We start from the raw sequence: 15,286 nt of genomic DNA on the forward strand, positions 1-15,286 counted from the left end.
CCTTGCTGTTAAGGGTGCATCATGTTGTAAAGATAAGCACAACTTCTTTATAATGACATATATGTCATTATAAAGAATGCCACGTTTTTACAGCTTGCATCCCAGGATGGCAAGACTTAGAAACGAACAGCTCATCAAGGCCACGGCTGTACGCCTTAAGCGACTCAGAGAGCATAAAGGGGTGACGCTTGAAGCCTTCTTTCATGATACGGGTATCCACCTGGCACGGCTCGAGTCAGGACGGGCCAACATCACACTTTCTACCTTAGAAGCTGTTTGTCGCTACTTTGGAATCTCGCTAGCTGAGTTCTTTTCCGAAGGGTTTGAAGATGTAGCACCTGCAGGTGATGCATCGATGCTCTAACTGATCATCAAAGCTTACCTTGAACGATTGCCCATAGCTTTTAATGCAAGTGGTGCTTGCACAAATACCAATAACAGGCATATATACTTTGTTGACATGATTTTGACCTTCTTAAATCTTAATAGATAAAAAGGCGCTCAATTAAAGTATAATAAGAAGTCTTATAATTATTCTTATGTTAAATTGATTGTGTTAAAGATCGATTGGAAGAATTGTATATATCTTTTAACAAATCTCTTATTGTAAGGGTATGGTTATATGCATTCCGCTCTTACACCATTTTCATCAGCTTTTAAAGTCCATATCTTTGCATCTATACCATCATTGACTAGCTTTCTTCTAAAGAAATTAGCTTGTACTGCATCATGTGTACCCAATAGTACCTGAAAATCTAGATTTATGATGTAGTCTCGAAGAAGGTCAAAAACAGCAGCAGAATGAACTAAATCATGGTGTTGGGTTGGATCATCAAGTAAAAGGGCTTTCCATGAAGTCCATTCGTATTTCTTAGCCATTGCCAACATAAAAGTTAATTGCAAGTCTGTTAGTTGAGCTTCACTTGCAACATCAGCAACATCTATAAAACTCCCATCAAACTTAGTGCTGGCTTCTGCTAAGGTTTTGTTTCTCTTGCTGTAGCTGTTTAGCGATGTTTCAGCAAATCGAGGGTTAACAACGACACGCTTCAGTAGCGAACGCCACAGCGGATTAACTGACTCGACATATTTGTGAACTGTATCCTGTTGTATTTTTACATTTTCGAAGAGACTGTTCAGCGTTCCAATCCTTTGACTTAAAAAGTGATTCTTACTCTCACTATTTTTTAATAGCTCTTTGAGTTTGATCAGATATTCATCTTCATTGTCTGGATGTGCCTTTTCTTTAATTTCCTTATCTAAAATTTCAAAAGCCTCAGCTGCTTTCCAACGTGAGAGTTCTATTTCTAGAGTATTTGCAGACTTTCTCGCTTCAATTAGTTCATTTTGTCTTCGAAGCATTGAATTTTTACTCTCAATTAAGCTCTTTTTTGAAGGTTCGCCAAGCAATTCCATGGCTAGCCATTTCTCACTTATTACGTTCTGTTGACTGACAATATGAGATATAAAATTATTCTCAGAAATTATCTGCTGCTTTATTTTATCTATATTTTCTTGTAGTTCAGTCTGTTTTGATTTGATTCTTACATTTAATGTTTTAAGCTCATTTATTTCTGACTCCTTACTATCTATATCAATTAGAACTTTCTCTTTATTCTTATCGGAAATTCTAATCTGTATATTCTCAATCTTTTCTATTACATTCGATAACTTAAGACTGAAGTTATTGATACTAATTTGCATTGTATCAATCCGGCGCTCATATTCTCCCTTCAATAATACTAAATCTTTCAATTTTTCTGAGGGTAATACTTCACCTAATAAATCTCTCTCCCTATTGAGTTTTAACAAGGTGCCTCTGATATTATCACTTATAACTTTGTTTTGGGCAAGGGCATCATTAGGTGTTTTGCAGCTAGGAAACCGCGGTAAGATTTTTTCATTTATCAATGAATTAATACTTTTTATCTGTTCTTCGAAACGATTAAGTTCATTTAAAGTCTTATTAAGAAGAAGCATTTCTTCATTGTATTTGCTCTGTGTGTCCTCAAGATGCTTAGAAGCTTCTTTAGCCACTATAACTGCATCTGCTACTAAAGGGTTTATTGATGTAAGAGCATTTGAAATGCGTGTTTGAAGTTCTTTGGGAGAATACTCTGCAGCACAAACAGGGCAATCTTGTCTATTTTCAGGAATATTTGCAGCAATAACACTTACGGCACCTTGTATAGTATCAGAAACATCCTTTAGTTGTTTTAGAGACTTTTCACTAGCTTGAAACCTATTTTGTGCGTTTATTAACAGTGTTCGAACTTCACTAAGCCTCTCATTGCTAAGAGACTTTTGAATATTAAGTTCTGGAATGGTTGACTTGTTAAGTTCTTCAATAGATTCATGAAGTTTCTGCCATTCTTTATGAAGCTCTTCAAGATTAGTTAGTTCTCCTCTTTCATTTAAAGCCTTTTCAATTCCTTCATCTAAAAGCCTTCGTCTGTCCGAATGAGCCTTAGCTTCTTCTATTTTATCATTCAGTGATTTCAAGTTGTCTTTATCTGAAAGCAACTTAATGTTTAGTGATTCTATTTCTGTTTTAAACTGATCTCTTTCTAACTGACTGACTTCTTGCTGTACAAATAAGTCTATTATTTCACATAAAGCAGTAAGCGCAGTTTGAGCAAATGATAGATTTTGTTTATTAGTTTCATTTTCATTTGCAACTTTATGTTTCTCCTTTTCAAGGAACTTTTCCTCCTTATCCAGATTAAGGATTTTTTCCTGCTTACTACTTATATTTATTGAATTTGAATCATATAAGGGAATTAGATTTTCTAATTCAGTGTATTGTTCAATCTTTCTATCTAATTCCTTGATTTTCTGATCAATAATAGATTGTATGTGGCTTAATGAAGCACCTCCTGAAGAAGCGTTCTCAATGACGATGTGCACTTCTTCATTGAGAACTAAGGTAAAGTAGTGTTGAATTTGAGAGACAATGTCTTTAAATGGAATAAGCTTAGTATCTACAGCGAGTTTATTTCTTTTGTTTAAGAGATCCTGAAATTCAATAAGATTTTGTTTCGACTGTTCTAAATGAAGCTTTCTGATTTCCTCTTCTTTACGAGCGGCTTTAAGCACACTTATTCTTTTGCCAGATACTTGATTCAATTCCCTGCCAATAGAAATTCTGTCTAACATACTTCCTGCTTCCTCTGTACCTGCCCCTATGATCCAGTTTTTACCTCTTTGTTCCAGCAAATGAGTTAGTCTGAGTAGAAAAGGTATAGATTCTAAGCCATGATTTCTAAATAGTTCGTTATGGTCACCCTTCAATATGGGAATATTCCCTTTACGATACTCTACCTCGCAAAACTTACCATCTTCAAAGTCCAATCGAACATCTAAACCTGGTTGTTTCTCTCGAATTAAAGCACTTGGAGGATTTCCTAGGCGTTGAGTAGATCCTGTTAAAGCAAGTTCAATTGCTTCAAAAACGGTAGTTTTTCCTGTTCCATTGGGGGCCAACAAGATTGTGGCGCCATGTCCAAAATCAATCTCGATGTCCTTCCCGAACCTCCTTGCATTACTAATTGATATTTTCTGTAGATGCCGCATATCTAATTGCCGTTACTTGTAAACAACTCATCAACCAATTCTCCGCCAGTCAGATTGGACAAAAAAGCTACTTTCCATCGGTTCTGTTCTTTTGCATCAAACCAAATATGGTCAGAACTAGTGTCAAGTAGTGCATTATACAAGGGGTCTAATCCAATTAACTCTTGAGAAGTACTTTCTAGTCTACATAAGAAGGATCGATCCAACAACTCTTGAGGGGATTCATTTGGTCTTAGTACATACTTTCTACAAAACTGTTCAGTAGATTCAACCCTTAAGCAGCTTTCTAATGCAGTAGGTTCAGTAAAAGCTATGAATAAGTACAAATCTGAAGTTTCAGGATCCAGTAGAGAATCTTGAACCACAGACGTCCATTTAAGTGCTAGCTTCAGATCAGAGCTTGTCTTCAACTCTACTATTAGCAGAGTTTTCCAGGTGTTTAACATTGGGACTGCCGAATTTATACGTCTCTGGATCCTTATAACAGCTCTTTTAATAGCATCTTCACTTAAAATATTTTGTAGATCACAAGAGATTAGTGATGGGTCCTCAACTATATAGTGATCTTTAACTACTTCAAGTATTGCATTTTTGACTTCCTCTACTTTCATATTACCACTTTATTGATTGCCTCTTCTACTGAGTTATCACTCTGTTCTAAAAATGAATTCAAATAACTTCGTAATGGTTGTAGCTCTCCCCTTTTTATAAGCATTTTTAATTTCATATTATTGGTTACAAGCAACTTGGGAAGACTAGGGCTCGCTAAAGTCTTAGTTTGCACATTGCTACTCATCAAGTCTTCTTCATAAATATCATTAGGAGAGGACTCTATTTTAGAAAGAATAAGGACATCAGAAGACTCTTTTCCTATTAAGTCTAATATGCATTCATCGTGCATGGGACGTACTTTTCTCTTTTTTCCTGAAGGTCCGCTCCAACAACTCAACCCAATTGTATTGACGGATAAATTATCTTGTATTTTTTGCCAACAGCTTTTTTCATTTCCAAGGCAGACTGAAACTATTAGCAGTAGAAACAAGCCATCTGCAATCAAATTCGCAGTTTTTGCCCCTATTCTTAACTCTCCAGAAATATCCTCACCCTCTGCATATGGATGTAGAATCTTTTTGAATAAATTAAATTGTTCTATTCGTGAATTATCAAGTTTAGTCTTCCATAAATGCCACTGCAGTTCGACGGCGTTGCGTATTTCAGTGGAACCCATTTCATCTAGTCCTCTTTCGACATTGTCTACAACTAGTTTCCAGGTTTTGGCTGTCATCTCATCTTTCAGTTCTGCAGCAACAAATTCATGGTCCTGCCGTGAATCAACTGGCCGAAAGTCTGAAGTAGAGAATGCCTCAGTGTCTTCTATGATATTCAAGGCTTCTAAATCAGCCTTACTGACACCTAAAGTATTGCCAATCTTTAATTTAATAAGATTCTTCCAAGCTGCGGCATCTGTACAGTGTGTATTAACTTGACCATATTGGTGCAATGCTAATTGTATTAGACTATCAGATAATTTGCAATTTTCGTTTACTTGGGCTGTAATCTTAAGATTTTTTACATTGTCATTACTCCACAGCAAAGGAACAATGATAGAAGCTCGCTCAATTTGGTCATGGCTTTCTAAGTCATGTGTGCCAGAAATTTGCCAAGTAGAATCTAACCTCCGAAACTGGGTCCATCTCGCAACTGTCGGTAATAAGAAACTGATTAAATTGAACAGCAGACTTCGGGGTTTAATGGCACCGGTGTATGTAGTGTTTTCATCAACATAAGAGATTATCTGTAACCGAACATCTTTTACTTTGTCATTTGTGAAGATGTCTCTCAAAAGCTCTTCGGTTCTTGCTTCTATGTCCCCTTCTAGCCCAGATGATTTAATTGTAAGAATTCTTAGGGCCTTTAAAACCTGATCCCAATCTTTAAAGTCACACCATGATCTTAGCCATTCATAGCAATCCCTGACTGATGGTTCTTGGCTAGCCAGTTGATTAAGACCCTTTGCTGTGGTGACATCCTTAACTTGATTACACAAATATCTCAGGTGCCTTACTTCTAGCCCCTCTTTGATTTTAGTACTGTTCTCTGGCAATTCAATCCAAAACTCCCTTTTAATTGTATCAGAGACAGATTCAAACTTTTTAACCCAATGTGCTAAGCTCTTTATTGATTCATCGAAAGGCGACAAGTCTCTTAAGGTTCCTTTTCTTTCCCCTTGAGTATAAGGATCTCTTGTACACTTATCATTCGATCTACAGAAGTCTGTTGTTTGTCTCTTTACTTGTATGTGTATCAGTGAATTTTCAGCATCCTGAATAATTAAGTCATCCCATTTTTGAATATCACCTTGCTCGGCACCGATAGATATATAGTGGGTGCGCCCTCTAACAAAGGCTATTAGCATTTTTGCTATTTCATAAACAGCTATCGATTGCTCATATTTCTTTGTCTGATCTAGCCTTAATTTCTTTAACATAAATTTTTATATATTCATTTACAAACCTATCAGTATATCGATTAGATATTTTAGAAAGGCTAGTTCAACAAATTGGAAGAAAGCATATAAGAGTAAGCCGGCAGAAACGCACGCTGATCTTGGAGATATAAAGGCAGCCTTTGAAGTAGCCTGCCAAGGCCTTGTCGTAGTCAGGAATATATCTCATTTGCGCTCACAGCTTAGTTTGGGATCGGGAGAGCAAAATACTATAATTTTAAATTTAGTATATACTATGTTACAATATTTATTGTTGGAGTAGCAGCTGTGGGGTCGTTTATGAACTGTTTACTATATGGGATGTTTCCTGAGCACCTTTTTCCTCTAGCAAACTGAAAAAGGTAAGATGGATCTTTAGTCTGGGTAATGTTACTCTCTTTCAATACTGATTGCATAGCTTAATCGTGATAGATTAAGCACCCCTGTAAAACATATATCTCAAATGCTACACGCACCTATCTTACAGCATTTGTCGGAAAGCAGGTGCCATTAAATCCTGGTCCGCCTTTGAGATACCGTACTTGCTAGCCACACTTCGCCAGTTGCTCACAGCTTCTCTTACTTGTTGATGTATTGCTGCGGCCTGCTTTGGAGAAAGGCGGTAGTAGTCTGCCGTAGCAAGTGCCAGTTCCGGATCCAGTCCATTGTCTTCCTCGGTGATGTTGAGCTTAAGTCCAGTGCCGGTCTCTACCGGATTCAGATCATAAGCGGGTGATAACCGCCAGCCCAGCGGGGTAAGGATGAAGCCATGGTTGCGCAGGTGGTCATCAGTATTGCTCACGTAGATGTTAAATAAGATCCGCCGCCAAAGCTCCTCCAAATCCTTTTCCGGCGCAGCACCCTGCGTGGTAATAAACTCCGCTAGCTCCAGGTAGCTTACTCCATCCTGATAGTCAATGCCATCGTGGTAGCCCAGCAGCGTCATGGCAGACGCAAAGTGGATGCGCTCCCCAGTTTCCGTGCGGTCAAAGCGCTTGGTTAGGAAAGTATGCTGCTTGGAGGCGTAACGCTCTACCCTTGCTTCCGCCATAGTGATGCCGGCCGCCAGGGCCAACTCTTGGACTACCATCTCCCAGGCCCCTACGTCCCGGTTGTCGGTACGGCTTGGAAACTTGGCTATCCACAGGCCTCCTTTCTCGTCCGTTACGCCTGCTTTCGGTCTAGCGCCCCCTAACGAAGATCCAGGCGCCACCAGCAAGCTGAGCCATTTAAGATACTCCTCGTCTTGGCTGATGTCATCTTCTTCGAGCTTTTGGCTGGCAAAAGCAAGTTCTCGCAAAGCTGTCCAAGGCGGTGTGGCCATTTCGCGGTTGTCGTTCAGGAAAGGCCCGTCGGGCGCCTGTTTAAATCGCAGGGCTCCCATGCGGTGGCCGTCATATACCCCCAGCAGGTAGTCACTTTCCTGAAGGCGTTGCTCCGGCCGGCCTTCCTTGCGCGCCATGGCCGCCTCACGCCTGCGCATCAGCACCCTACCCCACCGGTCCGGAGATGAATCCAGAAATACACCAAAGTTATTTTTCTCTTCTCCTGCCAGGTACTGCGGTCCTGTGTACAGCTGCAAGTCAGGATCCAGCACTTGCGCATACGGGCTGCTTAGCCAGACTTTCTCATATTCAAAGGAAAACACTTCTTTACCCCGCACGGAGCTCGCGTGCAGCGTGCCCATCCACTGGGGTTCTCCTAGTTCTGCCCAGTCGGCGTACACATATATCGCTTTGGTTAGCTTCTGCTTTGCCATCTTCGTTTAGGTATCACTTGAATGCTTCGGAGCCCTTTCGCGCACTGGCAATTCGGCATCCTGCAATTTGCGCCCGAGCTTGTCGTCCCGCCCCACTTGCGCCAGATCTTTCTCCAGGCCCAGCACAGCCAGCACTTTAAAATAATTCCCCATAGCCACTGTGGGTTCTCCTTTCTCAATCTGACTTAGCGTAGGCCGCGAGATGGCCGCCCGTTCGGCTACTTGCTCGGTGCTGAGTTTGCGTCGCAGCCGGGCAAGCTTAATATTTTCTCCCAGTTCAGCCAATAGCCGTTGCCAGGTAGGATATAAACGTCTTGATCTAGTCATAATGTAAACTGTAGTTGACAAATATACACGTTTTTGTAAAGCGTAGTTTGCATTATCTTGCAAAATAAGCAACATTTTGCAGATGCCCCTACCCCCAACGTCATAAGGGCAGGTTATCCGACATAGGATACATCTTATTGCTTGTGCTATGGTTACAGATGCAGAAAGAACTGCTACTTACGACCGTTCTTTATTATGCAATGAAAGCTGTAATACGCCCCCTCAGCTTTTATGACCTCAAGACTATAAACGAGCAGCTTACCGGAAAGCAAATAACATTAACTACATGCACCTTACTGTGCGGTTATTTCAAGAAGTAAGATAATGCGGACAGTATACCATCCTATCGTAAAAGCGAGCAGGATCTGGGGTGGCTATTTGTGTATGGCAAGAAGTGTTATAAGTAAACTGACAGCGTAGCGCATTTACGATCTCTTCTGAGCCCTAAATTGGTAGTTACCAAGGCTAACAGCAAGGCAATCTCAGCGTGCTCGGGGTAGCAGAATAGCTCAGGCCATATATGCGGCACAGAGCGCAGAAATGCAGCAAATCAATACCTACAGAAAGCAGCGTTTTACGGGAACGCTGCGCAGCTTTATGTGAGGCCAATAGAATTGTAACATGCCTACTGTTTCGATGGAGCTAAACACACATTTTGAGTGGCACCATCTCCCGTAAAATAAAAAGCCTGATTATCGCATTCACTTTAGTGGCTTTTGCCGCTAAAAAAGCTCTCCTGCGTAAAAACAAGTATACTTGCTGCTAAAGCGTATTGCTATAGATGATCATCTTGATACACTGCTTCAACATTGGTAATTTGCACCGGTTACAATAAGTTATCATAGAAAAGGAATTATACCTAAAACGGGTATTATATCTACGGCTGCAAAGTGGAGCACAAGTTTGCCTTTTTTTGCGCAGAACTGAATAGTACACAACCCGCATAAAGCTAATACCCGCAGTTAGCATTTCTTGTTTAAGACTGCTTTCTGAATCTTCATTATTCAATTAAAACATCCATAATTGGGTCTGCGTCTCTGCTGTTTGCGGTAAGTGAGCATGCGTTGAAAAACTGCTCTCTAAATCGCACAGTTTTATAGCTATCATTCAGTACTAAAAATAGCAAGCTAGCATACCCCTTTTTACTAATTTCCTAGAGTGCTTGTTTTATCGTTTGATTCGCTGAATTTGCACAAAATCGCTTGATTTAGGCTATGAAAATTACGGTCCTAATCTTTAAGGAAAATATGACCAGGTATAGATGCTTTACAGTACCTGCATTAACGTTAACTTTGCAATTTTACGGCCACCACAACCCCACTTCTGCACACCGTTTATCTACATCTGTGTCAAGTGTACAGAAGGTGGCTATCCAACTGACTCATATTAAGTGCCCCAATATACAGCAACTGGCACAAGAGCTAGGCAAAATTCCGCTTTAAAAATGCACTGTATTTTATGGCCTTATAACGGCTACTTTCGCAAATACAAAGATGCGCATAGCAGGCGATCCTGCCATAAATATGGATTACTCCAGGGAGTCATTTTGTACACGTTCTACTGATCTAGATCAGGCTGCTAGTGTGATGCTGTTTTAGAGACCTTTGAACCGCATAAATCGTTAATTGCTATACTGCATTTTGATATGAACTTTAACTGGCTATTAATAAAAAACAAGAGCAGGACATTTTACGGCTCAAAGCATTGTAACACGATAAATGGCCCACTGCAGGCAACTATATATTGTGGTATTTTATGCCGCATTAACTACCGCTTATTATTCTAGTTTCTATTCAAGTCTTAAAGCAAAGAAGTAGGTGCCTTTTTAGGCCGCACAGCTTGCCATAAAATAGAGTAGAACTGTCGTGATAGAATCAGCAGCTTTTATCGCAAAAACAGCGTTTCTTGCGCAGAAACTAGCATTCCATTTTAGATTTTTATTAACAATGTTTACCTATAATAGCCCTTGTTCGAACTTCCCGTAAAACGGGTGTTTCTGAACATATTACAACAAGTTTCCTAAGCGCATGATTTATCGCTTCATCGGCCAGTACATTTATAGGGCAAAAAATCCCTGCGCAGACGTACCCTTATAGCGCAGAAACGTGCACTCCATACGACCGCAAAAAAGGGTATGCACTAACTCTTGTTTTAGACTACTTCCGGTACGGCTAGTTAGTATGCAAAAAGTGGTCATTTTAGCAGCCTATTTTCGTGCTATTAAGATGAGCGGAAAAAGGTATGAAAAATACCACCTAAAACTGCGCAGGTTTAAGGCCACTTTGCGGCATAAAAACACGGATGTTTTAGGTATACATTTTAAAGCATTTGGAACATCTGTTTTACGGCTCCATTGGCTGCATTCGTACAAAATTGATTTTATAGCAGGTATGTATAATGCGGGGCTCAAACAATAGGAAATATGGCTTGTTTTTGACTGACATGCAGCACCTGTTTGTGTATCTAAAAAACACTTATTTGTGGCCGCAGAAAGTGGCGTTTTAGAACGGCAAATTCTCCAGCTGAATATTACTTAACTAGGAGTTAAAAAAGTAGATCTTTTTACGGAGTGTTTCCTGCTATTTTAAAGGGCATTTTCTTCAGAGATTACTTTGCTACCGAGAGCAGCCGTAGGTGCCGTTTTTCAGGTTGTAAAAAACAGTCATATTACGGCAGAAGTTAATTTACCAAAGCATCATTAATTTATGGTAATTGGGATAGGTAATGTCCATTGATCGGAGTAGGCCTGTTTTGCGGCAGGAAGCGCTTAGTTGCTACAAAACACACTTATACAGCAGTACTGTTTCTGCGGTAAAATACGCCCGTAAAAAGGACTTATTTTTTGAGCTTCAGTAAGTCCGTTTTAGCTATCCGCTGCGCAATTTCAATTGGCCCGCAAAAGTAGATATTCTGCTGCGTGTTACAATCATTCATCCATCCCTTAAGCATAGCACTTAAGGAGCTTCCTACAGATGCTTTACGTGCAAGCTCATTGTCTGTTAAGGTCTATCCCGAAACCACGCATGATCACCAGATAAAGCATTAATTTTGCGCTTATGGAATATGTTAACCTGCAGACTGGTTTTGCCCTGATGGGCTTTGCTGATCATAGGGAGTTGAAGCGCGTCAAGCAGTTGTGTCATGATAGGTGGAAACCGGTCGCCTACGCCGGCGACTTTTCTGCTGTAAAGGAAATTCAGGCCAAGCATTGGGCTTGCCATGTAAGCTCCGGATGGATGGACTACCATTATCCCTGGCAGGCCTACCAGCACCAAGGCACGCTCAAAAGCAGACCCAAGGGCAAAGCCACAGCCTTAGCGGCTATCAAGACGGCAGTAGAAGTACTCTCTCAGAAATGTAGCATGTCTATTCACTACATTTTGATCGCTAAGTTGTAGTTGTCATCTCCCCTATTGCAGCTAACCTTGTTTCTGCTTAATGGATGCTAACCATCCACGACTGCTTAAATCGAATTAAGCATTAGACATGCTGCTTCTCAGCAGGCGCTACATTATTTTAAAGATTTTACACGAGCAGCATACCTGCTCATAACCCTAGATGGCACTATCAGCTGTTCCTTAAACCTATGCTTTAAGTAAATGATATAACATGTTGTATATAACAGTAATTATGTTATACATTTACAACCGGGAATTAGTTTGTAGAATAGTAATATCAGTTTCGCGTGGACCACACGCAGCAGAGGTCTTCGCAAAGTTAAAAGGCCTATTGCGCAATCGCTGCGTTATTTTTCCGCTACTATAGCGCCATTTACCTAAAAGCACTACCACCCATGCCCAAGTACAGCAGAGAAGAATACCCAGCCAACTCAATCGTCTACGAGGGAGATTGTCCCCATTGCGGCCAACATTTCTGGGCCAACAAACCCCATGCTATTTATTGCTCGAGCAAGTGCCGCACCTATGCCAGCAAGGCTCGCCAGCAGGGTCCGCAGCACGCTACACCCGAAGAGCCTGAAGGCATGGAACCTACCGTCATCGGGCAGGGTAATAATATGCGCCTGGCCTATTATAATCCTTACCGCCAGAAGCGTATGGAAATGGAAGCCCAAGGAGCGCGCTCATTTGCCTGGGAGGGTAAAACACCAGAAAACGAGATAGCTTACCACACCCTGCGATTTAAAGAGTACGAGTATTATTACTACATCATCAAAAAACTGCTGCAACAAGACAGAGAAAATGGAATGATTGAGCTTACAGATCAGCAGCGGTACTTCCTGCAGGAACAGCAAACCAACACAGATATTAATATTGTTGGCCTTCGCCGGCGCATCCAAAAACTCCAGGCCGATGCCCAGTAAGGTACTCAGAGCAGTAGTCTTAACATGTTTACGTGCCTGGGCTTTCCAAACATAGTATAGTTAGTTCCATAACATCGTACGTGCAGGGGGTGCCGCAAATTTATAAAGTGCGAAAATGTACATACTTTGATCCTATGTCGTGGTCTGCACCCATTGCGCATAGGCTTTGTAGCTTTCGCTGCAGCCTTTAGGCCATCTGCCGACCTTTCTTAATGGCTTTGATAATTCTATTGGCACGCTTCTCTGCCAGCTGGTTATTCAGGGAGAGTACCGCCAGATCGCAGCTAAGAGCCACCCAAGCACGGTGCATTGTAGGATAAGGCAGATGATCCCTGAAAAAATCTTTTCGTTGAGCATCAGGGACAAGAACGGCAATAAAATAGCTAAAAGGTGCCCCATAATTGTCTATTAAGGTCATAATTGCAATATCATCTTCATTTTGCTTCCTCACTGAGACTTACGCAAAAAACTTCGATTACTTTCCTATACTAATACAATAATGATTTTACGCCATTTAAACCTTCTAGCTAAGACGGTGCAGCGTAAGTGTCTGAATTATTAATTGCCAGTCAAGCTTCATAAATGACAGTTATTAAAATTTTACTTTCATTCTTTATATTAGCAGCTTACAAAGCTTAATTACTCCTAAGTTCTATTAGGTGTAATCATTTCTAAGCAGCTAATTACAGGATGTAGTTAGATCTTATTATTGAAAATAAACTTTAGTCGTGATCCCAGAAGTTAAGAAGCAGTCATTTAGGTTAGCAGCAGTACTTTATGCTGACAATAATTATGAGGTTACCCCTAAGACCATCCATAAGAAGATTGTTGAGTCCGCATTGCTAAATTCAGGCAAGAAGGAATTGAGTGTGCACGGCATCATCGATTACATTCAAGAAAACTATAGCATAGATTTCGATGAAGATGAAATTACATCAGTGGTTAAGGGTGAGAAAGAAGACGTATTTCTGACAAACCAACGGAATGGCGACCTATTCGTTTGCCTGGCGGAAAAAAGAAAGCTCGTTCTACAGGCAAAGCTGTCAGAGAGAAACATTGATTTCTTCATTGAGCAGTTTGTAAAAGAGAATCAGGATCTATCAGCGGGCGCAAACGTTAAGGAGTTAGTGTACAGTTTTCTGTATGAATTGCTTAACACGAACATTACGAGTTTTAGAAAGCTGCTGGATAGAGACAAAGAGGTAGATGACCTTATTAATGTGGAGTCAAATACTTACACTGCTACTGAAAGGGCGGTTATTAATGCCTTCCTCTCTTGGGAGAACAATGATAAGAACAAGGCAGTTTTTGATATTGCCAGCTATGCGTTGGAGTACTGCATGCTCACTAACAACAGTAATGGTGCAGCAGTACACCTTTCTTCTTTAAGAAACAAGGTTTTTTACCTGGACACAAATGTTGTATTCAGAGCGCTTGGAATCAACGGGCAGGACAGAGAAAAGAGAACTCGCACCTTTCTCAGAAAGTTTGTAGATGCTGGCGAGAAGCTAGTAATCTCGAAGTTCACGGAACAAGAATTCAGGGATAGTGTAAAATTTTATGTTAACAAACTGAGAAGGTACCCGGTCCGGAATCTTAATCCGGATGTTCTTAATGAAAAGTACTTCAGAAGCCTGCGCAGTTTCTTCGATTATTATCATCAATGGCGGATTGGTAAGGTGAATGACAGCCACGACTTGTTCGAGGCCTATGTACTGAGCCACTATGACTCATTCAAGAGAGAATTCTCCATTGATGTAGATTACAAAATCCCATTTGACCCTTCAGACGAGAAGATAGCAAAGGCTATATCAGATATTGCCAATGATATATCCAGCTTCAAAACCGCAGAAGGGGTTAACCACGGCTATGACAGCAGCTATACCGATGCCTGTAACGTGCATCTTGTGAACGTGAGAAGGGATGGTAATAACATCAATTTATTTGATTCTAAATATTACTTTATTTCCACTGACCAGATGCTTAGAAGGTGGGATTACTATCGGACTAGTGTCACCCCTATCGTGCTGCTACCTAGCCAGTGGCTAAGTATTGTGCTACGCTATGTAGCAAGAAGCAACGATGACTTCCGAAGCTTTGTCAGTTTCCTAAACCTTCCTAACCCTGAGCGAACGATCGACAGTGAAAAGCTGCACATTGTTCTAGCTGGCATAAGTGAGATGACATCCAACTATATGCAGCAAAAGCTGCTCGTCAATACTCTTGTTCAAAATAAGTTTGAAGGTATACTAGACAATGGGGCTGATAGCGACGAAATCCTGGAGAGGACAAAGTCCTATGCAAAGTCAGCACTTGAAAAAGAACTTGAGGATATTACGGTAAAACAAGCAGAGCTCCTTGGCCAGATAGCTATACAGAAAGAAGATGCAGATGGTAGGATTTCAGACCTTTCAAAAGAAGCAACTTCTAAGGATAAACGCCTCAGAGAGAAGGAACAGGAGAACCAAAAATTAAGGGAGCGGCTAAAACGTAAAACATTAGAAGATCAGTTTAATAGGTGGCAATCTACCGCCTACTGGTACCTCGCTTTTGGCATAATCATTATGTTATTCACCTTGCTACAGTTTACTCTTACTGACTGGGAATATAATTTACCAGCAAAATTAGTAACCTGGATTGATGGGCTAGAAAGTGAGACAAAGCAAAATACATTAAGGGCCTTGATTTATGCTCCTCTTGCCTTAGTACTAGTAGCTGGGAATATGTTCTATACCAGGCTTTGGGACATTGACAGCAAGGAAACCAAGCGCAAGGAGCTCGAAAAAGCTTATGATGAATAAGGAACTGTTTGGGCACTCCT

10 protein-coding genes are annotated in these 15,286 nt (G+C 40.7%); 4 read left to right on the top strand and 6 right to left on the bottom strand.

Features of this window, described 5'->3' with window-relative positions; all coding sequences use genetic code 11:
* The first annotated feature begins 76 nt into the window (after window positions 1–76).
* Window positions 77–364: a helix-turn-helix domain-containing protein gene (locus tag KYK27_RS17760; protein WP_199111660.1), complete on the top strand. Its 288-nt coding sequence runs from the start codon at window positions 77–79 to the stop codon at window positions 362–364.
* Between the two features lie 254 nt (window positions 365–618).
* On the opposite strand, the gene KYK27_RS17765 is transcribed toward KYK27_RS17760, so the two are convergent.
* The 5 genes from KYK27_RS17765 to KYK27_RS17785 all read right to left on the bottom strand — a co-directional run bounded on the left by KYK27_RS17765 (window position 619) and on the right by KYK27_RS17785 (window position 8,144).
* The gene (locus KYK27_RS17765; RefSeq protein WP_199111661.1) at window positions 619–3,573 is read right to left on the bottom strand and encodes an AAA family ATPase; all 2,955 of its coding nucleotides are present in this window, start codon (window positions 3,571–3,573) and stop codon (window positions 619–621) included.
* Window positions 3,574–3,575: 2 nt separating this feature from the next.
* A complete protein-coding gene (locus KYK27_RS17770) occupies window positions 3,576–4,184 on the bottom strand; it encodes an ABC-three component system middle component 1 (protein WP_199111662.1) in 609 nt (202 codons plus the stop codon).
* Window positions 4,181–6,061, bottom strand: coding sequence for an ABC-three component system protein (locus KYK27_RS17775; RefSeq protein WP_199111663.1), 1,881 nt, complete (start codon window positions 6,059–6,061; stop codon window positions 4,181–4,183). Before KYK27_RS17775 ends, KYK27_RS17770 begins: the two co-directional genes overlap by 4 nt.
* 478 nt (window positions 6,062–6,539) lie before the next feature.
* Complete coding sequence (locus KYK27_RS17780; protein WP_233150514.1) at window positions 6,540–7,640, bottom strand: type II toxin-antitoxin system HipA family toxin; 1,101 nt, start codon at window positions 7,638–7,640, stop codon at window positions 6,540–6,542.
* A gap of 183 nt (window positions 7,641–7,823) precedes the next feature.
* On the bottom strand, window positions 7,824–8,144 hold the full coding sequence (locus KYK27_RS17785; protein ID WP_199111665.1) for a helix-turn-helix transcriptional regulator: 321 nt from the start codon (window positions 8,142–8,144) through the stop codon (window positions 7,824–7,826).
* 3,056 nt (window positions 8,145–11,200) lie between these two features.
* Here KYK27_RS17785 and KYK27_RS17790 point away from each other — a divergent pair.
* Both KYK27_RS17790 and KYK27_RS17795 read left to right on the top strand, forming a co-directional pair.
* Window positions 11,201–11,542, top strand: coding sequence for a hypothetical protein (locus KYK27_RS17790; protein WP_199111666.1), 342 nt, complete (start codon window positions 11,201–11,203; stop codon window positions 11,540–11,542).
* A 395-nt stretch (window positions 11,543–11,937) separates the two neighbouring features.
* Window positions 11,938–12,465, top strand: coding sequence for a hypothetical protein (locus KYK27_RS17795; RefSeq protein WP_199111667.1), 528 nt, complete (start codon window positions 11,938–11,940; stop codon window positions 12,463–12,465).
* Between the two features lie 187 nt (window positions 12,466–12,652).
* Here KYK27_RS17795 and KYK27_RS17800 read toward each other — a convergent pair whose 3' ends face one another.
* Window positions 12,653–12,883 (bottom strand): hypothetical protein, encoded by a 231-nt coding sequence (locus KYK27_RS17800; RefSeq protein WP_199111668.1) that lies wholly within the window; start codon window positions 12,881–12,883, stop codon window positions 12,653–12,655.
* A 310-nt stretch (window positions 12,884–13,193) separates the two neighbouring features.
* Between KYK27_RS17800 and KYK27_RS17805 the strand changes: the two genes are divergently transcribed.
* Window positions 13,194–15,266 (top strand): hypothetical protein, encoded by a 2,073-nt coding sequence (locus tag KYK27_RS17805; protein ID WP_199111669.1) that lies wholly within the window; start codon window positions 13,194–13,196, stop codon window positions 15,264–15,266.
* The last annotated feature ends 20 nt before the right edge of the window (window positions 15,267–15,286 follow it).

Source organism: Pontibacter populi (assembly GCF_019336435.1).
GTDB lineage: Bacteria > Bacteroidota > Bacteroidia > Cytophagales > Hymenobacteraceae > Pontibacter > Pontibacter humidus.